The 18,754-nt window shown below is 59.9% G+C and carries 23 protein-coding genes; 8 read left to right on the top strand and 15 right to left on the bottom strand.

From position 1 onward, the window contains the following. Nucleotides 1-211: 211 nt before the first annotated feature. From ACIPL2_RS32270 to ACIPL2_RS32255, 4 genes are all read right to left on the bottom strand, one after another. On the bottom strand, nucleotides 212-1,453 hold the full coding sequence (locus ACIPL2_RS32270; protein WP_401364046.1) for an RNA polymerase sigma factor: 1,242 nt from the start codon (nucleotides 1,451-1,453) through the stop codon (nucleotides 212-214). Continuing rightward, entirely contained in the window at nucleotides 1,453-1,944 is a 492-nt protein-coding gene (locus ACIPL2_RS32265; RefSeq protein ID WP_401364043.1) for an SRPBCC family protein, read from the bottom strand. Before ACIPL2_RS32265 ends, ACIPL2_RS32270 begins: the two co-directional genes overlap by 1 nt. 26 nt (nucleotides 1,945-1,970) lie before the next feature. After that, entirely contained in the window at nucleotides 1,971-2,315 is a 345-nt protein-coding gene (locus tag ACIPL2_RS32260) for a YciI family protein (RefSeq protein WP_059402946.1), read from the bottom strand. Nucleotides 2,316-2,412: 97 nt separating this feature from the next. Beyond that, nucleotides 2,413-2,838: a YybH family protein gene (locus tag ACIPL2_RS32255; RefSeq protein WP_401364040.1), complete on the bottom strand. Its 426-nt coding sequence runs from the start codon at nucleotides 2,836-2,838 to the stop codon at nucleotides 2,413-2,415. Nucleotides 2,839-2,979: 141 nt separating this feature from the next. On the opposite strand from ACIPL2_RS32255, the gene ACIPL2_RS32250 reads away from it, so the two are divergent. Both ACIPL2_RS32250 and ACIPL2_RS32245 read left to right on the top strand, forming a co-directional pair. Continuing rightward, nucleotides 2,980-3,465: a GNAT family N-acetyltransferase gene (locus ACIPL2_RS32250; RefSeq protein ID WP_401364038.1), complete on the top strand. Its 486-nt coding sequence runs from the start codon at nucleotides 2,980-2,982 to the stop codon at nucleotides 3,463-3,465. A 7-nt stretch (nucleotides 3,466-3,472) separates the two neighbouring features. Continuing rightward, nucleotides 3,473-4,078, top strand: a complete 606-nt coding sequence (locus ACIPL2_RS32245) for a pyridoxamine 5'-phosphate oxidase family protein (protein ID WP_401364035.1) — start codon at nucleotides 3,473-3,475, stop codon at nucleotides 4,076-4,078. Nucleotides 4,079-4,134: 56 nt separating this feature from the next. Here the strand turns inward: ACIPL2_RS32245 and ACIPL2_RS32240 are convergent, their stop codons facing one another. The 5 genes from ACIPL2_RS32240 to ACIPL2_RS32220 all read right to left on the bottom strand — a co-directional run bounded on the left by ACIPL2_RS32240 (nucleotide 4,135) and on the right by ACIPL2_RS32220 (nucleotide 6,636). Beyond that, a complete protein-coding gene (locus tag ACIPL2_RS32240) occupies nucleotides 4,135-4,476 on the bottom strand; it encodes a type II toxin-antitoxin system RelE/ParE family toxin (protein ID WP_401364032.1) in 342 nt (113 codons plus the stop codon). Next, on the bottom strand, nucleotides 4,469-4,735 hold the full coding sequence (locus tag ACIPL2_RS32235) for a prevent-host-death protein (protein ID WP_046049521.1): 267 nt from the start codon (nucleotides 4,733-4,735) through the stop codon (nucleotides 4,469-4,471). Before ACIPL2_RS32235 ends, ACIPL2_RS32240 begins: the two co-directional genes overlap by 8 nt. Before the next feature lie 78 nt (nucleotides 4,736-4,813). Further along, a complete protein-coding gene (locus ACIPL2_RS32230; protein ID WP_401364029.1) occupies nucleotides 4,814-5,323 on the bottom strand; it encodes a GNAT family N-acetyltransferase in 510 nt (169 codons plus the stop codon). A 97-nt stretch (nucleotides 5,324-5,420) separates the two neighbouring features. Beyond that, nucleotides 5,421-5,906 (bottom strand): GyrI-like domain-containing protein, encoded by a 486-nt coding sequence (locus tag ACIPL2_RS32225; protein WP_401364026.1) that lies wholly within the window; start codon nucleotides 5,904-5,906, stop codon nucleotides 5,421-5,423. Between the two features lie 67 nt (nucleotides 5,907-5,973). Then, entirely contained in the window at nucleotides 5,974-6,636 is a 663-nt protein-coding gene (locus ACIPL2_RS32220) for a LysE family translocator (protein ID WP_401364023.1), read from the bottom strand. A gap of 139 nt (nucleotides 6,637-6,775) precedes the next feature. Between ACIPL2_RS32220 and alaC the strand changes: the two genes are divergently transcribed. Continuing rightward, nucleotides 6,776-7,996, top strand: a complete 1,221-nt coding sequence (gene alaC / locus ACIPL2_RS32215; RefSeq protein ID WP_401364021.1) for an alanine transaminase — start codon at nucleotides 6,776-6,778, stop codon at nucleotides 7,994-7,996. Between the two features lie 75 nt (nucleotides 7,997-8,071). Here alaC and ACIPL2_RS32210 read toward each other — a convergent pair whose 3' ends face one another. Together ACIPL2_RS32210 and ACIPL2_RS32205 are read right to left on the bottom strand one after the other, a co-directional pair. Further along, a complete protein-coding gene (locus tag ACIPL2_RS32210) occupies nucleotides 8,072-9,424 on the bottom strand; it encodes a GntP family permease (RefSeq protein WP_401364018.1) in 1,353 nt (450 codons plus the stop codon). An 82-nt stretch (nucleotides 9,425-9,506) separates the two neighbouring features. Next, nucleotides 9,507-10,040, bottom strand: a complete 534-nt coding sequence (locus tag ACIPL2_RS32205; protein WP_401364015.1) for a gluconokinase — start codon at nucleotides 10,038-10,040, stop codon at nucleotides 9,507-9,509. 213 nt (nucleotides 10,041-10,253) lie between these two features. Between ACIPL2_RS32205 and ACIPL2_RS32200 the strand changes: the two genes are divergently transcribed. From ACIPL2_RS32200 to ACIPL2_RS32185, 4 genes are all read left to right on the top strand, one after another. Beyond that, entirely contained in the window at nucleotides 10,254-11,285 is a 1,032-nt protein-coding gene (locus ACIPL2_RS32200) for a LacI family DNA-binding transcriptional regulator (protein ID WP_401364013.1), read from the top strand. A 92-nt stretch (nucleotides 11,286-11,377) separates the two neighbouring features. Next, nucleotides 11,378-12,010 (top strand): glutathione S-transferase family protein, encoded by a 633-nt coding sequence (locus tag ACIPL2_RS32195; protein ID WP_401364011.1) that lies wholly within the window; start codon nucleotides 11,378-11,380, stop codon nucleotides 12,008-12,010. A 142-nt stretch (nucleotides 12,011-12,152) separates the two neighbouring features. Next, the gene (locus ACIPL2_RS32190) at nucleotides 12,153-13,577 is read left to right on the top strand and encodes an MFS transporter (RefSeq protein ID WP_401364008.1); all 1,425 of its coding nucleotides are present in this window, start codon (nucleotides 12,153-12,155) and stop codon (nucleotides 13,575-13,577) included. Between the two features lie 154 nt (nucleotides 13,578-13,731). After that, complete coding sequence (locus ACIPL2_RS32185; protein WP_401364006.1) at nucleotides 13,732-14,295, top strand: hypothetical protein; 564 nt, start codon at nucleotides 13,732-13,734, stop codon at nucleotides 14,293-14,295. Between the two features lie 67 nt (nucleotides 14,296-14,362). Here the strand turns inward: ACIPL2_RS32185 and ACIPL2_RS32180 are convergent, their stop codons facing one another. Continuing rightward, nucleotides 14,363-15,250 carry a LysR family transcriptional regulator gene (locus ACIPL2_RS32180; protein ID WP_401364003.1) on the bottom strand — a complete coding sequence of 296 codons (888 nt, stop codon included), beginning with the start codon at nucleotides 15,248-15,250 and terminating at the stop codon, nucleotides 14,363-14,365. Nucleotides 15,251-15,349: 99 nt separating this feature from the next. On the opposite strand from ACIPL2_RS32180, the gene gstA reads away from it, so the two are divergent. After that, the gene (gene gstA, locus ACIPL2_RS32175) at nucleotides 15,350-15,946 is read left to right on the top strand and encodes a glutathione transferase GstA (RefSeq protein WP_401364000.1); all 597 of its coding nucleotides are present in this window, start codon (nucleotides 15,350-15,352) and stop codon (nucleotides 15,944-15,946) included. 104 nt (nucleotides 15,947-16,050) lie between these two features. Here the strand turns inward: gstA and ACIPL2_RS32170 are convergent, their stop codons facing one another. The 3 genes from ACIPL2_RS32170 to ACIPL2_RS32160 all read right to left on the bottom strand — a co-directional run bounded on the left by ACIPL2_RS32170 (nucleotide 16,051) and on the right by ACIPL2_RS32160 (nucleotide 18,614). Further along, nucleotides 16,051-17,064, bottom strand: a complete 1,014-nt coding sequence (locus ACIPL2_RS32170; protein WP_401363997.1) for an ABC transporter substrate-binding protein — start codon at nucleotides 17,062-17,064, stop codon at nucleotides 16,051-16,053. After that, on the bottom strand, nucleotides 17,061-17,603 hold the full coding sequence (locus tag ACIPL2_RS32165; RefSeq protein ID WP_401363994.1) for a sigma-70 family RNA polymerase sigma factor: 543 nt from the start codon (nucleotides 17,601-17,603) through the stop codon (nucleotides 17,061-17,063). The genes ACIPL2_RS32170 and ACIPL2_RS32165 overlap by 4 nt, the downstream gene beginning before the upstream one ends. A gap of 219 nt (nucleotides 17,604-17,822) precedes the next feature. Further along, nucleotides 17,823-18,614 (bottom strand): phosphate/phosphite/phosphonate ABC transporter substrate-binding protein, encoded by a 792-nt coding sequence (locus ACIPL2_RS32160; protein ID WP_401363991.1) that lies wholly within the window; start codon nucleotides 18,612-18,614, stop codon nucleotides 17,823-17,825. Nucleotides 18,615-18,754: the final 140 nt, after the last annotated feature.

The raw sequence follows: 18,754 nt of genomic DNA, 5'->3' as shown, positions 1-18,754 counted from the left end.
GGTCACGCTGGGCCTTACTGGCCGGTTTCTTTTTGGTCGGCATACATGCACCTCTGCAACATGTTATGCCCGAACACAAAATTTATGACACTCCCAATAGCGTGCTGCCATTCGCGAGCAAGCCCGCTCCCACATTCGACCGCATTCTCATGGAAGCACTCGGTTAAATGTGGGAGCGGGCTTGCTCGCGAAGAGGCCAGCGACATTCACATCACTCCAACGCCCGCAACCGAGCCTCGATAAACCGCCGCTCCGGCACCTGCTGCGTCAGCTCCAACGCGCGCTCATACGCCGCACGCGCCTCCTCGACCCGCCCCAACTGCCGACAAAACTCCGCCCGCGCCGAATGCGCCAAGTGGTAATCGAGTAATTCACCGCGATCCAGAATGGCCTCAACCAGTGTCAGCCCCACCAACGGTCCATCCCGCTTCGACAGCGCCGCCGCACGGTTCAACTCGATCACCGGCGACGGCACCGCCTGCAGCAGCACGTCATACAGCCCGACAATTTCCACCCAATCGGTCTCCCCCACCGACGGCGCTTCCGCATGCACCGCCGCGATGGCCGCTTGCAGGCAATAAGGCCCGAACCGCCGAGTGGTCAGCGCCCGCTCCACCAGCGCACAGCCCTCGGCAATCATCCCGGCGTCCCACAACGAGCGGTCCTGTTCATCCAGCACAATCAACTCACCGCTTGACGAGGTCCGCGCCGGGCGTCGCGACTCATGCAACAGCATCAACGCCAGCAACCCCATGACTTCCGGCTCGGGCAGCAACTCCATCAACAACCGCCCCAGGCGAATCGCTTCGCGGGTCAGGTCCTCACGGGTCAGTTCGGTGCCGATGGACGCCGAATAACCTTCGTTGAACACCAGGTAAATCACCCGCAGCACGCTGTCGAGGCGCTCGGGCAATTCGGACAACGTGGGTACTTGATAAGGGATTTTTGCGTCGCGGATTTTCGCTTTGGCGCGCACGATGCGCTGGGCAATGGTCGCCGGTGCCGAGAGAAAAGCCCGGGCGATTTCCTCTGTGGTCAGGTCGCAGACTTCCCGCAGCGTCAACGGTACCTGGGCGTCTGCCGCGAGTGCCGGGTGACAACAGGTGAAGATCAGGCGCAGCCGATCGTCTTCCACGTCTTCGTCACTCCAGTCGGACTGCTCCAGCGCCTCCAGTTGAGCGATCAACATCGGCTGCGACGCCGTGAAGCGTGCGCGCCGACGCAACGTATCGATGGCCTTGAAGCGCCCGGTGGAGACCAGCCAGGCGCGCGGATTGTCCGGCACACCGTCACGCTGCCAGCGCTCGACCGCGACGAAAAACGCCTCGTGCAAGGCCTCTTCAGCGAGGTCAAAATCGCCAAGCAAGCGGATCAGGGTCGCCAGAATCCGCCGCGAATCCTCGCGATAAACCTGCTCGACCCGAGCCGTCACCGTCACCGTCACGCCGGGCATCAGTCCGGCATGCCTTCGGTCACCAGCGTCACCAACCGATCCAGGCTTTGCCCCCAACCGTCGTGAAAACCCATAGCCTCGTGAGCCTGCCGATCCTCTTCGGACCAGTGCATGGCGCGGGCGGTGTAGAGGGTTTTGCCGTCGCGGTCTTCGAGCGTTACTTCGGCGCTCATGAAGGGTTTGCCCGACGGAATCCAGCCGGGCATGAAGGCGTCAGTAAAGACCAATCGCTCAGGGGCGACGATCTCCAGAAACACGCCCATGGTCGGGTATTCGGTGCCATCCGGTGCGCGCATCAGGGTGCGAAACTGACCACCGACCCACAAGTCCATTTCACACTCGGGCGTGGTCATGCCGTGCGGCCCCCACCACTGGGCGAGCAAGGCCGGCTCGGTCCAGGCGCGGAAGATTTTGCGGCGCGGCGCGTCGATCAGGCGGCTGATGGATAACTCGAACGCGGCAGGCTGTCTTTTATAGGGTTGCGGGCTCATGGGCGCTCCTGTCTTGTGATTGTTATTCAGGGATTCAACTGGCGAACGGGGCGCACCTCGACACAGCCGACCCGGGCCGCCGGGATGTTGCCGGCGACCTGGATCGCTTCATTGAGGTCCTTGGCATCGATCAGGTAGAAGCCGGCCAACTGCTCCTTGGTTTCGGCGAACGGGCCGTCGGTGATCGACATTTTGCCGTTGCGCATGCGCACGGTGGTGGCGGTCTGTACCGACTCCAGCGCCTCGGCGGCGATCATTCGGCCGCTGCCCTGGATCGACTCGGCGTAGGCCATGCACTCGGCGTCTTTCGGGCTTTCGGGCAGCGAGTGCAGTTCGCGCTCGCTGCTGTAGACCAGGCATAAATACTTCATGGAGGCTCTCCATTTCTTGGGGCTCAGCCCGAACCGAACTGATCAACTATGGCTGCAGTTTGCTGCTTTCGCGACATTCCCGACGACCAGCCGGCCCTCAAGGTTCCAGGTTGAACAAGGTCGTGCCGCTCATCATGTCGAACGGCGCCGACCAGTGTTCGTGAACGATGCGCCATTGCCCATCGTCGCGCCGATAGCACGCGGTCACGCGCATCCAGCAGGCCTGGGTTTCACCTTTCTCGTTAGTGCCGCCGCAATGGGCCAGCCAATGAGCGAAGGCAATGTGTTCGTCCGCGACGATGTTCATGTGGTCGAAGTCAAACTTATGCGCGCCCTGGCACATTTCCATGCACTCTTGCCAATGCGCGCGGTAAGCGGCCTTGCCGCGAAATTGCAGGGCCTTGACTGCGTCGTAGGAGACGATGTCTTCGGCATACAGCGGCATGAGTTTCTCGATGTCCTTGGCGATGACCGCCTGACGATACGTGTCGATCAGGGTCTGGATTTCGTGGGTAGCGTTCATGGTGGTTCTCCGAGGTTTTTGTTGTGAAGACACCCTTAGTCGTCTGGCGAAAAGCCAAATCGACAGTCCAAATAAAAATAATCCAGGAACGCAAACTCGTTAGAATTCGAAGCACATTCATGTTGGAAAAAGGACACTCCAGTGACAACCCGACTCGTGCCTTACGAATGCCTGAACGCGCGCCAGCGCCAGCAGGTCGAGGCCATTGAAGTTCACAAGGAACAAATCAAATTCTCCGGCGACATTTACGGTGCGTTGCACACCTTGCTGTCCAAACCCGGCCCCGGCGTCAAAGGATTTGCCCTGCTGGCCGAGGAGGTTCCCGTCGCCTTCCTGCTGCTCAAACGTCCGCCGGTCCTGCCCGCCTGGGCCGATGAACACAGCGCCACCTTGCATGCCTTGCAGGTCGATCAACGAGCCCAGGGCAAAGGGTACGGCAAGGCCTGTTTACTAGCCTTGCCCGACGCGGCGCGCCAGGCCTGGCCGCACATCAAAGCGCTGGAATTGTCGGTGGATGCGGACAACGAGGCCGCCATCGCGCTCTATGCAAAATTCGGCTGGGTCGACAGCGGCGAAGCCTACAAGGGCCGGATCGGATACGAACGGCGCATGAGTCTGGTTTTCTGAGGTGGTTATGCTCAACAGCATCGAAGCACTGGAAGCGATCTACGGCCAACCCCACGACCGCGCCGTGCGCAAGCAAATCCCCTTTCTCAACGAGGATTACCAGGCGATGGTCCGCGCCTCGCCGCTGGTGATCATCAGCTCGGTCGGCCCCGACGGCCTGGACGGCTCGCCCCGTGGCGACTTGCCGGGTTTCGTGCGGATCATTGATGAGCGGACACTGGCGATCCCGGATCGGCCCGGCAACAACCGCATCGACACCCTGCGCAATGTCGTGCTCGATTCGCGGGTGTCGCTGCTGTTCATCATTCCGGGGATCGGCGAGACGTTGCGGGTCAACGGCACGGCGCAGATCAGCGCCGAGCCCGGGTTACTAGAGAGTTTTGCGGTCAACGGCAAACCGGCACGCACCGTGATGCTGGTGACGGTGGAAGCAGCGTTTTTCCATTGTTCGAAAGCGATGGTGCGTTCGGACTTGTGGAACCCGCACAAGCACCTGGATCGCTCGGCGCTGCCGACGGCGGGGGCGTTTCACAAACGGCTGAATGACGGGCAGTTCGATGCTGAGGCGTATGACCGGGACGCGCCGGTGAGGGTGCGAGATAGTCTTTATTGATCAAATACTAAAAAGGGTTGCCTTTGAGGCAACCCTTTTGGGGAAATGACTAGCTCTCACAAGAGAAGACAGTAGTCGAGCAATTGCTTCTCGATACTTTGACGCTGACCAATAACCAAAGCGACCACGACAAGGTTTTCACTCGGGAATACCTCATACAAAACTCGCTGTCCCAGAGGAAGGTACTCACGGAAATGAGTCACCCCAAGAGACGCCGCTTCCTGACAAACACCGTAAACATGGGCTTGACTGCTGAGCGCCGTAACGATCTGCATCACCAATTGATCGACCATTTCTGCCGCTTTTTTGCGACCGCATTGCTGCGTCAGATAATGTTCAAATGAAATGACCCCATGCTCCGCAGCGGTCGCAAACTCTACCCTGAAGGCCTCAGGCATCGTTATCGTCTTGCTGCAACTGGCGCCGCTGCGCCAGTCTGGCCAGCAAAGTGTCGCCAGAAATCAGCTTTCCCTGTTCCTTGTCGCGAGAGGAGAACGAAAGAAGCTTGATCAGGGCAATCGCCTCATCTCGCCGCTTTCGTTCCTCGTAGGACTCAATCACATAAGCCGGGACGCCATTTTGAGTGACTAGCATCGGCTCCGAGAGATCCAGCGCTGCCGCGTTCTTCTTAACAAAACTGATTGTTTCAACTCGCATCATTCATTCCTCTGCCCAGCATCAAGGCAGCATGGCCCGCGCAACAAGGTCTGAATTTAGTCTATTAAAAAACCAATCTCAAGAAATCATTTGCTCTTGCCCCAACTCCAGCACCATTTCATGCCACGCCATGCCGCCGTGGTCGGAGGCAGAAGGCTTGATGTAGGCGAAGCCGAACCCGGCGTAGAGCGGTATGTGCCGTTCCTTGCACATCAGGTGGATGCTGACTTTGTTCAGTGCCCGCATCCGCTCGATGAATTCACCCATCAAGCGCTTTGCCAGGCCTTGCCCCTGGTAATCCGGGTGCACCACCACCGACATGATCACCACGTGCGGCCCGGCCGGGTCGTGGCCGATCAGTTCCTTGAAGGCTTCGTCCGACATTTCCACCTGAAACGCCGCACCGGAGTTGATGAAACCGGCTACGACGCCGTCGACTTCGGCCACGATAAAACCCTCTGGCCACGTGGCGATGCGGGTGGCGATTTTCTCGCGGGTCGCGGCTTCGTCGCCTTCATAGGCAACGGTTTCGATGGCGTAGCAGCGGTCCAGATCAGCAGGCGTGACGTGGCGGATGACGGTGTTCATGGCAACTCGGGATCAGCGTGGGGAAGACCGCCGATCATAGATGAGCTTCGGTAAGACATCGAGAGGCGAATCACTGATCCGCCTCTCGATGCGTTCATTACGGTTTGAGCGGCAGCCAGATTTCCAGCACACCGGTGTTGAGCTTCGGGTTGAAGTCTTCGCTGTAGCGTTCGAACTCCGGGGCGTCCGCCGCCTGATAGCCGGACTGCGGCAGCCAGGTTTTCCAGATGTAATGGAACGTTTGCGGCAAGGTAGCCAGAGCGCCCTTGTGCTCGAACACCGCGTAATGCTGCGGTTGAACCTCGACCCAGCGGTACTTGTCGGGCAGGTCGTCGAGTTTGCTGATTTCAACGCCGGCGATGTACTCGAAGCCGCCCTTGCCATCGGGATTGCAGCAGATGCCGTAGGTCACTTCGCTTTTTTGACCGGGAATCCGGCCAATTTCAGGTGTGAACTTCTCCCATAAAGCGGGGATGTCTTTGGTCGTATTCGCAGTAAATCGTCCGCCAAGCCCTGCAATGAGCAGAAAGTGCCCGTGCACGAAGCGTGGCTTGGCCGGTTCGATGCCTGATTGCTCATCCATGACTCAACTCCTGAGACTAAAAAGTGGGTTCGGCTGGGAGTATAGAAGCCAAACCCGATTCGCCCACTTACAGGGCGTGCAACGGTTCGACAGCGCCGGAACCGACAAACTCGTTGTAGCCCGATAGGATCACGTAGACCGCGAAATAGCAGAAGATCGCCGCCGATGCCATGTACGAATAACGCAGCAGTTTGTCACCCAGTAACTTGCCGCCGTGGCTCGCCGCGAAGCATAAAGCGACACACCAGAGCACGCCGGCGCACAGAAAGCCGCCAAGAAACAGCGCCGAACTGAGGGCTCCACCGCCGCCGGAACGGGCGATCAACGTGCCACCCACGGCCGCGAACCAGAGAATCGCGCTGGGCGATGACATGGCGAGGAAGATCCCGCGGACAAACTCCTTGCGGTGGGAGTTTTGGCCCACCTCGGCGGTTTGCGCCAACACTGCTTCATGGTGGATCGCCGAATAAATCATCTTCGCCGCGAAATACACCAGCAACGCCGAGCCGCCGATCCACAGCACCCAACGCACGGTTTCGTATTGCAGCAAAACGGTCATGCCCGCCAGCGCGAGCACCGCGTAGATCAGGTCACCGACACAGGTCCCCAACCCCAGGGCAAAGCCTTGAAAATAGCCGCGTTGCATCGCCAGCGTGATCATCGCGATGTTGGCCACGCCGATGTCCAGGCACAGCGAAAGGCTCAGCAAGAAGCCACTGCTAAATTCCATCTACCCGTTTCCTTCGGAAAAATTTGTTTACATAGTCGCTGGACAGTTTGCCACATCAGCCCTTACATTCCGCCACAGGTCACCGCAGTGACCAGCGTCGCTCGGACGGTTCCGGGCGCTCACGTTATCCGAGGCAACAATGGCTAACCCAGGTTCGCCGCGCCGCTTTGCGCGCATAGATCGACTCCCCCCTTACGTATTCAACATCACTGCCGAGCTGAAGATGGCCGCCCGTCGTCGTGGCGAAGACATCATCGACTTCAGCATGGGCAACCCTGACGGCCCTACTCCGCCGCACATCGTTGAAAAACTGGTCACCGTCGCCCAGCGCGAAGACACCCACGGCTACTCCACGTCCAAGGGTATTCCGCGTCTGCGCCGGGCGATTTCCAACTGGTACAAGGATCGCTACGCGGTCGACATCGACCCGGAAAGCGAAGCCATCGTGACCATCGGTTCCAAGGAAGGCCTGGCGCATTTGATGCTGGCCACCCTCGACCAGGGCGACACCGTGCTGGTGCCGAACCCGAGCTACCCGATTCACATCTACGGCGCGGTGATTGCCGGCGCTCAGGTGCGTTCGGTGCCGCTCATTCCCGGCGTGGATTTCTTCGCCGAGCTGGAAAGTGCGATTCGCGGTTCGATCCCGAAGCCGAAAATGATGATCCTCGGCTTCCCGTCCAACCCGACCGCGCAATGCGTGGAACTGGATTTCTTCGAGCGGGTGATCGCCCTCGCCAAGCAGTACGACGTGTTGGTGGTGCACGACCTGGCTTACGCCGACATCGTCTACGACGGCTGGAAAGCCCCGTCGATCATGCAAGTGCCGGGCGCCAAGGACATCGCGGTGGAGTTTTTCACCCTGTCCAAGAGCTACAACATGGCGGGCTGGCGCATCGGTTTCATGGTCGGCAACGCTGAGCTGGTCAACGCCCTGGCGCGGATCAAGAGTTACCACGACTACGGCACGTTTACGCCGCTGCAAGTCGCGGCGATTGCGGCGCTGGAAGGCGATCAGCAGTGCGTCAAAGACATCGCCGAGCAATACCGCCAGCGTCGCAACGTGCTGGTCAAAGGCCTGCATGAATTGGGCTGGATGGTCGAAAACCCGAAAGCGTCGATGTACGTCTGGGCCAAGATTCCCGAGGCGTATGCGCATTTGGGCTCGCTGGAGTTCGCCAAGAAGCTGCTCGCCGAGGCCAAGGTCTGCGTCTCGCCGGGTGTCGGGTTTGGCGAGTATGGGGATGATCATGTGCGCTTCGCGCTGATCGAAAACCAGGACCGGATTCGTCAGGCAGTGCGCGGGATTCGCGGGATGTTCCGCGCGGATGGGCTGGTCAGCAAAACCAGCGCCAGTTAAATCGCCTTCGCGGGCAAGCCTCGCTCCTACAGGTTCACGCGAACCCTGTAGGAGCGAGGCTTGCCCGCGAAGCTTTTAAACGAACAGCGACAACAGCAGGATAAAGCCCAGCGCAACGATGGACAGGATGGTTTCCATCGCGGTCCAGGTCTTGAAGGTTTCAGCCACGGTCATGTTGAAGTACTGCTTCACCAGCCAGAAACCGGCGTCGTTGACGTGCGACAGGATCAGCGAACCGGCACCGGTGGCCAACACCAGCAGCTCACGGTTCACACCCGGAATCATCCCCACCACCGGCACCACGATGCCGGCGCCGGTAATGGTCGCCACGGTCGCCGAACCGGTCGCCACGCGAATCACCGCCGCCACCAGCCACGCCAGCAAAATCGGCGAGATCTGTGCGTTCACCGCCATGTGGCCGATCACGTCGCCCACACCGCTGGTCACCAGCATCTGCTTGAAGCCACCACCGGCACCGATGATCAGGATGATCGCGGCGGTCGGCGCGAGACTGGCGTCGAGCAACTTGAGGATTTTGTTGGAGCCCATGCCCTGCTTGTGGCCGAAGGTGTACAGCGACAGCAGCAACGCCAGCAACAGCGCCGAGATCGGGTGACCGACCAGGTCCATGAAGGAGCGCGCGAAATTGCCTTCCGGCAGCACCACGTCAGCAAAGGTCTTGAGCAACATCAGGAACACCGGCAGCAGCACGGTGATCAGGGTGATGCTGAAGCTCGGCAGATCAGCCGACTCTGGCTCGCGAGCCAATTGATCCACCAGTTCCTGATTAGGATGGCCGGGGATGTACTTGGCAATGAAGGCACCGTAGATCGGGCCAGCAATGATGGCGGTCGGCAGTGCAACGATCAGCCCGTAAAGAATGGTTTTACCGATGTCGGCACCGAACACGCCGATGGCCAGCAACGGGCCCGGGTGCGGCGGAACCAGACCGTGCACGGCCGACAGACCGGCCAGCAGCGGAATACCGATCTTGATGATCGACACGCCGGTACGCCGGGCAACGATAAACACCAACGGGATCAGCAGCACAAAGCCGATTTCGAAGAACAGCGGAATGCCGACCAGGAACGCGGCGAACATCATCGCCCACTGCACCTTGTCCTTGCCGAACGCGCGAATCAGGGTCTGGGCAATCTGATCAGCCCCGCCCGACTCGGCCATCATTTTGCCGAGCATGGTGCCCAGCGCCAGGATGATCCCGACGAAGCCGAGCACGCCACCGAAGCCGTCCTGGAACGCCTTGATGATGGTGCCGATCGGCATGCCGGAGGTCAGGCCGAGGAAGGCGGCGGCAATGATCAGGGCAATGAAGGGGTGGAACTTGAACTTGGTGATCAGGACGATAAGCCCGATCACCGTGACCACTGCATCGAGCAGCAGGAACGTCTCGTGGGACATGCCAAACATTAGGGGTGTCTCCTGGTTGTTGTTGTTATTAAAGCGGGTAATTCGAAAGCCATAAGGACAGCGCTATCTCTAAAAGCAAAAATTAACCGGCGCGTTTCAGGCCGTGCTCGAGCCACCAGACGTGAGCCTGCGTGGCCAATTGCTCGACGCTGTGGGTCGAGGCATCGAGGGCCAGCGTCAACGGCTCGCCCACGGGGGATTCGAGGGTCGCGAACTGGCTTTCGATCAATGTCGAGGGCATGAAGTGGCCCGGCCGGTGCGATACACGATCGGCGGCCACTTCCGGGGTCAGCTCAAGGAACACGAAGCCCAGGCCCGGCAAGGCGCTGCGCAGACGTTCACGGTAAATATGTTTGAGGGCCGAGCAGGTCAGCACCGGGCGTTCGCCGTTGGCATCAACGCGGCGCAGTTCATCGCACAGGCTGTCGAGCCAGCCGGCACGGTCTTCGTCGTTCAGGGGGATCCCCGCGCTCATCTTTTCGATATTGGCGGCAGGGTGGAAAGTGTCGCCTTCAATGGCGGTCGCGCCGCTGAGTTGGCACAAGGCCTCGCTGACGCAAGTCTTGCCGCAACCGGCAACGCCCATGATGACCAGGGCGGTGATGGGATGATTCATGTAACACCTCAGCGCGCAGACAGCGCTACCTTTGCCAGTTATGACACCAGAAAAAGCAGAAGTTGCCGACGCCTTCTTGTCATTTTTGTGGGTTGCAGCATGTTCGTTCCCAATGCCAAAAAGCGGAGATCAGGCAGACCCCGCTCACGCATTTGCAGCTGCATCGAGACAGCGCTACCTTAGTGCCTCGAATTTTGTTTGGCAAGCCGTCCGATGATCTCCCCTAAAAACGATAAAAATACGCGCACCACTGGCCGCCCTACCCTGAACGAAGTGGCCCGCCTGGCCGGTGTCAGCCCGATCACCGCCTCCCGCGCCCTGCGCGGCGTTAGCACGGTGGCCACTGAACTGGTGGAAAAAGTCCAGAAAGCGGCGCTGGAACTCAACTACGTGGTCAACCCTGCCGCCCGCGCGCTGGCCTCGGCGCAGAGCCATTCGGTGGTGGTGCTGGTGCCGTCGCTGTCCAACTTGTTGTTCATCGACACGCTGGAAGCCATTCATCAGGTTTTGCGCCCCAAGGGTTTCGAAGTGCTGATCGGCAACTTCCATTACTCGCGCGATGAAGAAGAAAACCTGCTGCGCAACTACATGGCCTATCAGCCGCGCGGGTTGCTGCTGACCGGTTTTGACCGCACCGAAAGTTCGCGGCGGATGATCGAGGCGAGCAACATTCCGTGCGTGTACATGATGGAACTGGACAGTGCGGCGGGCCTCAATTGCGTCGGTTTTTCGCAACTGGCGGCGGGTGAAACGGCGGCGGAACATTTGCTCTCCCGCGGACGCAAACGCCTGGCCTACATCGGCGCGCAGCTGGACCAACGCACGCTGTTGCGCGGCGAAGGTTTCCGCCGGGCGCTGCAAAAAGCCGGTTTGTATGACCCTGACCTGGAAGTGCTAACCCCGCGCCCCTCCTCCGTCGGATTGGGCGGCGAGTTGTTCCTGCAATTGATGGCCAGCCATCCGGATGTCGATGCGATCTTCTTCGGCAACGACGACCTGGCCCAGGGTGCGCTGCTGGAAGCCATGCGATGCGGGATCAAGATCCCCGAACAAGTGGCGGTCCTCGGCTTCAACGACCTGCCGGCCTCGGCGCACATGGTCCCGCGCCTGAGCAGCATCAGCACCCCACGAGAAGCCATTGGCCGCCGATCGGCGGAGTTGATGCTGACCTTGCTGGCGGGTAATTCGGTGGCCAAACCGGTGCAGGACATGGGGTTCGAATTGAAGGTGCGCGAGAGTACATAGCTCCTATGGGAATGAATCGCAGACTTGATGTCGTCCATTGGCAGGCACAGTATTAAACTCCCGAAGCCTCGAACCGCTAACGGAGTAGCCCCATGGAACATGCACTGAAGATTCTCGGTAAAGCGTCCTCGATCAACGTCAGAAAGGTCCTGTGGACCTGTGAGGAGCTGAACCTTCCCTACGAGCGTGAGGACTGGGGTGGCGGTTTTGCATCAACCCACACGCCCGAGTTTCTCAGGCTCAATCCCAACGCACTGGTGCCCGTGATCATCGATGAGGCCGGTGTACTGTGGGAATCCAACACAATCTGCCGCTATCTGGCCGCTAAACACCAACATATCGATCTGCTTCCCCACGAGCCGGCGGCGCGTGCCCGGGTGGAGCAGTGGATGGATTGGCAGGCGACCGAACTCAATGCGTCGTGGAGCTACGCGTTCACCGCGCTGGTGCGCAAGGATCCGGAGTTCCAGGACCCGCATCACATTGCCGCCGGTGTACGTGGCTGGAATCAGAAGATGGGCATCCTCGAGCATCAGCTCGCGGCCACCAAAGCCTATGTCGCCGGGCCGCGATTCACGCTCGCCGACATTGTCATCGGGCTGTCGATCAACCGCTGGTTGATGACACCGATGGAACGGCCCGATTACCCAGCCATCGACGAGTACTTCCAACGGTTGGCGCAACGCCCGGGATTCCTAAAATTCGGCTGCAACGGCCTGCCTTGAGCGGCTCCGCGCTACAAACCGCTAAAATGTAACCGTTCATTGCAATAACTGAGTGAATCTCGGCGCAAAGTCGCCGAGATTCACAATCATTGATTTCCGATAGCAGGCTAAGCTTCTCCATCAATAAAAAATGGATCAGCCCATGACTGCTCACGCCCCCGCCATCGCTCAACCCGACGGAATCGATCCCGTCCGGGCCGCGCAGATATCCGCGCGCATCGACCGACTCCCCGCCGTATCGACCATTTGGCGCCTGGTAGCGCTGCTCTCGATCGGTGGTTTTTTCGAACTGTATGACCTGTTTCAAACGGCCTACATCAGCCCCGGCCTGATTCGCGATGGCATCTTCGCCACAGGCAGCCAGGGCGTGTTTGGCTTCTCCGATCAGGCCGCTTTCGCCTCGGCAACGTTTCTCGGGCTGTTCCTCGGCGCCAGCTTGTTGAGCCCGTTGGCCGACCGTTTCGGCCGACGCGCGATCTTCACCTTCGCGCTGATCTGGTACACCGTCGCCACCGTCGCCATGGGCGTTCAGAGTTCAGCATTGGGCATTATCTGCATGCGCTTTCTGGTCGGCATCGGGCTCGGCATTGAGCTGGTGACCATCGACGCTTACCTCTCGGAACTGGTGCCCAAGCGCATGCGCAGTTCGGCGTTTGCCTTCGCGTTTTTCGTGCAGTTTCTGTCGGTGCCGGCGGTGGCGTTGATGTCTTGGTGGCTGGTGCCGCAAGCGCCTTTCGGTGTGTCCGGTTGGCGCTGGGTGGTGTTGGCCAGTGCGGTGTTTGCGTTGTTCATCTGGTGGCTGCGTTCGCGGTTGCCGGAGTCACCGCGCTGGTTGGCCCAGCATGGGCGGTTCGACGAGGCCAGCCGGATTCTCGATGGCATCGAAGCACGCTGCGTGAAGGACCAGGGCAAGCCGCTGGATGAGCCGGAACTGGCGGCGGTGGATGTTCAGGGTACGGGCCGGTTTGCCGATATCTGGCAGCCGCCTTACCGCCGTCGGGCCTTGATGCTGATCGTGTTTCACGTGTTCCAGGCGATCGGTTTCTTTGGCTTCGGCAACTGGCTGCCGGCGCTGCTCTCCGGCCAGGGCGTGAGCGTGACTCACAGCCTGATGTACGCCTTCATCATCACCCTCGCCTACCCGCTCGGGCCGCTGCTGTTCGTGAAGTTCGCCAACCGCTTCGAGAACAAATGGCAGATCGTCGGTTCAGCACTCGGCGCCATGACCTTCGGTACGTTGTTCGCCCTGCAAACCAGTGCCTTCGGCCTGATCTTCTGCGGGGTGATGATCACCTTCTGCAACGCCTGGCTGAGCTTCAGTTATCACTCCTACCAAAGCGAATTGTTCCCGACCAACATCCGCGCCCGGGCCGTGGGGTTCTGTTACTCGTTCAGTCGCCTGTCGACGGTGTTCAGCAGTTTGCTGATCGGGATTTTTCTCGAACACTTCGGCACACCCGGGGTGTTGGCGTTCATCGTCAGCAGCATGCTGATCGTGATGCTGACCATCGGCTGGTTCGGCCCGCGCACCCGCAACCTGGCGCTGGAAAACATCGCGCATCGATGACGCGCCAGCGGTCAATCTCTGCCGCCCGTCGGCAAGGGTTGACCGCCGCCCTCGCTGACCTCACGCCGCGCCCCCCCGGAAAACAAGGGCTCTAGCGACGGCACGCTATTTGCTCAAGCCGCTGTACCGCAAACACCTACAAGGTCTACTCATCATGTTGGTCAGTGCTCACAAACAAACGTTAATGACTCCGCTGCCGAAAAAGCCCGGCGAAGATCCGACCGCCGAAGCCGCCGCTGGCCTGCAGAGCGTGCTGACGCAAGCCTTGCAAAACAATGTTCAGGCACCCACCGCGCAAGTCGGTGCACAGGTGCAGGAATCGGCCACGCAAATCGCCACGCAGCAAGTCAGTGAGGCGAGCAAAATCAGCGACAACGTCGATGAAGCGTTCGCCAAAACCCGCGTGGGCTTACAAGTGGTCCCCGGCGCACTGCCTGACGCCGTCAAGGACAAGGTCGGTAGTGGCTCGGCCACGGACGAGTTCAAGGAATACATGAGCAAAACGCCGGAGCAGCGTATGCGCGACAGCATCCTGCAAGAGATGGGGCTGACGGAAGAGGAAGTGCAACAGATGCCGCCGGAAAAACAACAAGCGATCGCCAAGGAAATCACCGACCGCATGCAAGACAAGATAAAACTGGCGCAGGCCGAGAAAGAAAACGGCAGCAGCGAAAAAGGCAGCCGCCAGGTCGTCGACAAGTTTCTGGCTTCGCTTTAACAGAAGTCCACGCACACTGTAGGAGCTGCCGAAGGCTGCTCCTACACGGGTTATGGTGTGGGTCAATTCAGCGACACATCGCAATCGGTTTGGCGAGCATATCCAGCAACGCCTGCACGGCCGCCGAAGGTGTTTGGTTCGACGCGGCCACCAAGGCAAATTCTCGATCGATACGCGGTGTCACCGGTAGTACGCGCAGGCCCTGCCGCTGGGTTGGCAGTGTCATTTCCGGCACCACCGTCACGCCGATGTTTTCCCGTACCAGCGTGAATGCACTGCTCCACTCCCGGACCTCGACCCGAACATCATGCAGCTGCAGACCCGCATCAATGGCCAGGCTGCTCGCGTTGGTTGAACAGCCACCGGTGGCCAACACAAAAGGTTGCTCGGCCAACTCCGCGAGGGTGACGCCTTCTTCATTGGACCGGCGCGCCAGAGGATGGCCACCCGGCAGCACCGCCATCCAGGCCTCACGCCCCAACAGAACCGCGTTGCGCGCAGGAGTCGGGTTCAACACCACGCCGACATCCACCAGCCCGGCACCGAGCAGCGTTTCTACTTCGTCGTCGCTGACTTCCAGCGCGACCACCTGAATGCCGGGATAAAGCCGATTGAACTGACGCAGCAGTGGCGGCAGCAACGTCGCCAGCACCATGGGGAAACTGGCCAGTCGTATCGTTCCACGTTGAATATCTTTGCCGGCATCGACGGTGCTGCGGATGTTTTCCAGCGCGCCGAGCATGGTTCGCGCGTGTTCGATGACCCGCAGTCCGATGGCAGTCGGCAGGGTCTGGCGATTTTCACGGCTGAACAGCTGGACGCCCAGAGTGTCTTCGATCAACGCCAATGCCTGACTGGCACCTGACTGAGTCATGCCGACCCGCTCCGCAGCACGGGTGATGTTGCCGGTATCCGCCACCGCCACCACCATTCTCCAGTGCATCAGGTTCATCATCGCAGTAGCTTTCCTTATGGCTGTTGTCTGAAAGATTAATTTTACCGAGGGCGCCGCGCACTATGACACTGGCGCAAATTCCCAACCAGAGCCCTGCCGATGAAGTTGTACTATGCCCCCCAAGCCTGCTCGCTGGCGCCGCACATTGTGTTGCGCGAACTGGATCTGCGATTCGAATTGGTCCGTGTCGACAACGCCACCAAGAAAACTTTTGATGGCGATGACTTCCTTGTGATCAACCCCAAGGGTTACGTCGCAGCGTTGCAATTGGATAACGGTCAGGTGCTGACCGAAGGCCCGGCGATCCTGCAATACCTGGCGGACCAGCGACCTGAGGCGAATCTGGCAGCCATGCCTGGGACATTCGAGCGGGTGCGGTTGCAAGAGTGGCTGAACTTCGTGTCGACGGAGATTCATGGTGGGCTGGGTTGGTTGTTCAGTTCGCAATTTCCGCAGGAGGTCAAAGCGCTGATCAAGGAGAAACTGTTCAAGCGTTTTGCCCTGTTAAACCAGACACTGGAGCAGCAGGATTTTTTGATGGGGGGCGGGTTCGGCGTTGCCGATGCGTATCTGTTTACGGTGCTGCGCTGGGCTCCGCTGTTTGCCATTGATTTGAATCAGTGGCCGGCGTTGGTGCGGTTTCAGGCGAGGGTTGATCAGCGGCCGGCAGTGAGAGCGGCACTGGCCGCTGAGTGAGTGTAGGTCTCAAGACCATCGCGAGCAGGCTCGCTCCCACAGGTTATCGCTATCCTGTAGGAGCGAGGCTTGCCCGCGAAAGCTGTCTATCGAGCACCGCAGAACTACAAACTAGCACTCACCTTGGTTGCCACCTCCCCCGGCACCCAGCCCTTCCACACCTGTGGCTGATCACGCAAAAACGCTTCCGCCACTTCACGCGGTTTCTGCCGTTTTTCGCTCATCTGCGCGAGGGTCTGGTTCAGCAGATCGATTGGCAAGTCGACCTTTTCGAAGAACGCCACCAGGTCGGGATACTGCGCCTTGAACGGTGCAGACACGCCAATCGCCAGGCTCGCCGGCATCGAGCGCGTCCCTTTGGGATTCGGGTTGTTGGCATCGGCCAGGGTCTTCCACGCTTCGGCATCGAACGGTGGTTCGTCGAGTTTCACCAGTTTGAAACGACCCAACAATGGCGTCGGCGACCAGTAGTAGAACAGCACGGGTTTACCACGCCGGATTGAAGAAGCCACCTCGGCGTCCAGTGCCGCGCCGGAGCCGGTACGGAAGTTGACGAAGCTGGCGGTCAGATCGTAGGCCTTGAGTTTCTGGCTGTTGACGATCTCCGAGGTCCAACCGGTCGGGCTGTTGAGGAAGCGCCCGCGAGTCGGGTCTTCAGGGTCGCGGAACACGTCTTTGTAGCGCGCCAGGTCGGCGACGGATTTCAGTTCCGGGGCCAGCGGCTTGATGCCGCGTTCCGGGTCGCCCTTGATCACATATTCCGGCACCCACCAGCCTTCGGTGGCGCCTTTCACCGTGTCGCCCAGACCAAACACTTTGCCTTCCGAGGAAGCCTTGACCCAGGCCGGACTACGCCCGGCCCACTCCTCGCCGATCACTTGAATGTCGTTCTTGGCCAACGCCGCTTCGAGGCTGACGGTGCTGCCGGGCAAGGTGTCGGTCGGGTAGCCGTAACCCTTCTCGACGATCAACCGCAGGATCTCGGTAATCAGGCTGCCGCTTTCCCAGGTGATGTCGCCAAAGTGGATCGGCGCGGTTTTTTCTGCCGCCGGTGCCTGGGCGGCCATCAGGCTCAGGGCCAGCAGCGAACTGCCGAGCAGGGTTTTGATCGATCTCATGCGGATCTCCGGGTGACGGGATTCAAGGGTTGATTGGCGCTGTGCTGGGCGCACAAGGCCTGGGAGCGGGTCATGTAGACGCTGACCGAGCGCTGGGAAATGCCCAGCTCGGCGGCAATTTGCGGGTAGGTCAAACCGTCAATGCGCGACAACAGGAAGGTCGCACGGACCTTGCCTGGCAGACGTTCAAGTGTCCGGTCGAGGCCCTGTAGCACTTGGGTCAGTTGCACCCGTTCTTCTGGCGACGGGGCTTGCGGGTGATCGTCGTGCTGCCACTGAGCGAGGTGTTGGCGCTCCAGATCGCGGCGGCGCCAAAGTTGATAGATCAACCGGCGGGCGATGGTGGTGAGCAAGGCACGCGGTTCGCGGATCGGGGTCAGGCCGGGTGATTCGAGCAGTTGCGCGAAGGTTTCGGCGGCGATGTCTTCGACGCTGGAACTGGTCCCCAGTTGCCGGCGCAACCGTGCGCACAGCCAGGGGTAATGGGCGCGGAATAATCCGCCCACATCGTTACGATGGGCAAGGTCGGTGCCGGACATAGAGGCTCCAAGGGTTAGGGGTCGCTGAATGTCCGGTGATCCGGTGACGCGATCCTAGCAAGGAGCCTTATTCATTAATAATACTTAAAATGCATTTTTATATTCGATTATGGAATTTAAGATTGATGCCGATCATGCGATTGCTTTCGCGGGCAAGCCTCGCTCCTACAGGGATCGGTGTACCTGTAGGAGCGAGGCTTGCCCGCGAATGTTCCGAAGTCAACGCAAGCGTCCAAATCCCAACGCCTCGGCTTCCTGCTGATAATCGAGAATGATTTGATAGTCGCTTTCAGTGGCCGGCAGCACCTCCTGAAGGCCGAGAATTTCAGCAACCTCAGGCAACTCCTGCAACGCCTGATTCATCACCTGTCGAAGCTGCTCAACCTGTTCATCAGTGGCGGCGGCAGTGGTGATGTAGGGCAAGGTCGGACTGAATGCACTGCGTACCACGACGCGCAGGCCGGCCACTTCGTCTTCGGCGTGTCGCGCCAGGTAGGCGAAGGTCACGCTGTCGATGGCGGCCAAGTCGGCTTTGTCTTCACGCAACCAGCGCAGGCTCTCGCGGTGGCTGCCGCTGATGCCGACGCTGGCGAAGAACCGCCCTTCTCGATGCAGCGGCGCCAGTCGGTGGCGCAACAGGTTCATGCCGCTGTTGGAGTCTTCGCCATTGATCACACCAAGGCTGTCGCGAAAGGCTGGCAAGGTCCGGCGCGGATCATCGGCGCGACTCAGCAGCAGGCTGCAATGGTTGCCGCCGGTGCTGTCGGGCAGCTCATAGCGAGGACGACCGACGACCCGAACCTGGCTGCGTAAGGCCGTCATCAGCGGGTAGCCGCAGGTTTGGGTCAGCAGCAAGTTCGGGGACAGCCACAGGTCCATCAGCGACACGCCGTCGGCGTTGCGGCGGGTGGCGCCCAGGTGTTCGAGGATTCGCGTCAGCCAGCGCTCGTTGGCCTCGCGGATCGGTTCGGGGGCGACGTACATCAATAATTCAGCGAAGTGTTCTGTCATCGAAATCTTCCAGTACACGAAAATCCCCTGTGGGAGCGGGCTTGCTCGCGAAGGGGCCATCACATCCAGCATTGATGTCGACTGACACTACGCCTTCGCGAGCAAGCCCACTCCCACAAGGGTTAGGTGTCGATCATAAA

The organism is Pseudomonas sp. NPDC086251 (genome assembly GCF_044746405.1).
In the GTDB taxonomy this organism is placed as follows: Bacteria; Pseudomonadota; Gammaproteobacteria; order Pseudomonadales; family Pseudomonadaceae; genus Aquipseudomonas.
This window is presented reverse-complemented; position numbering and strand designations above follow the sequence as displayed.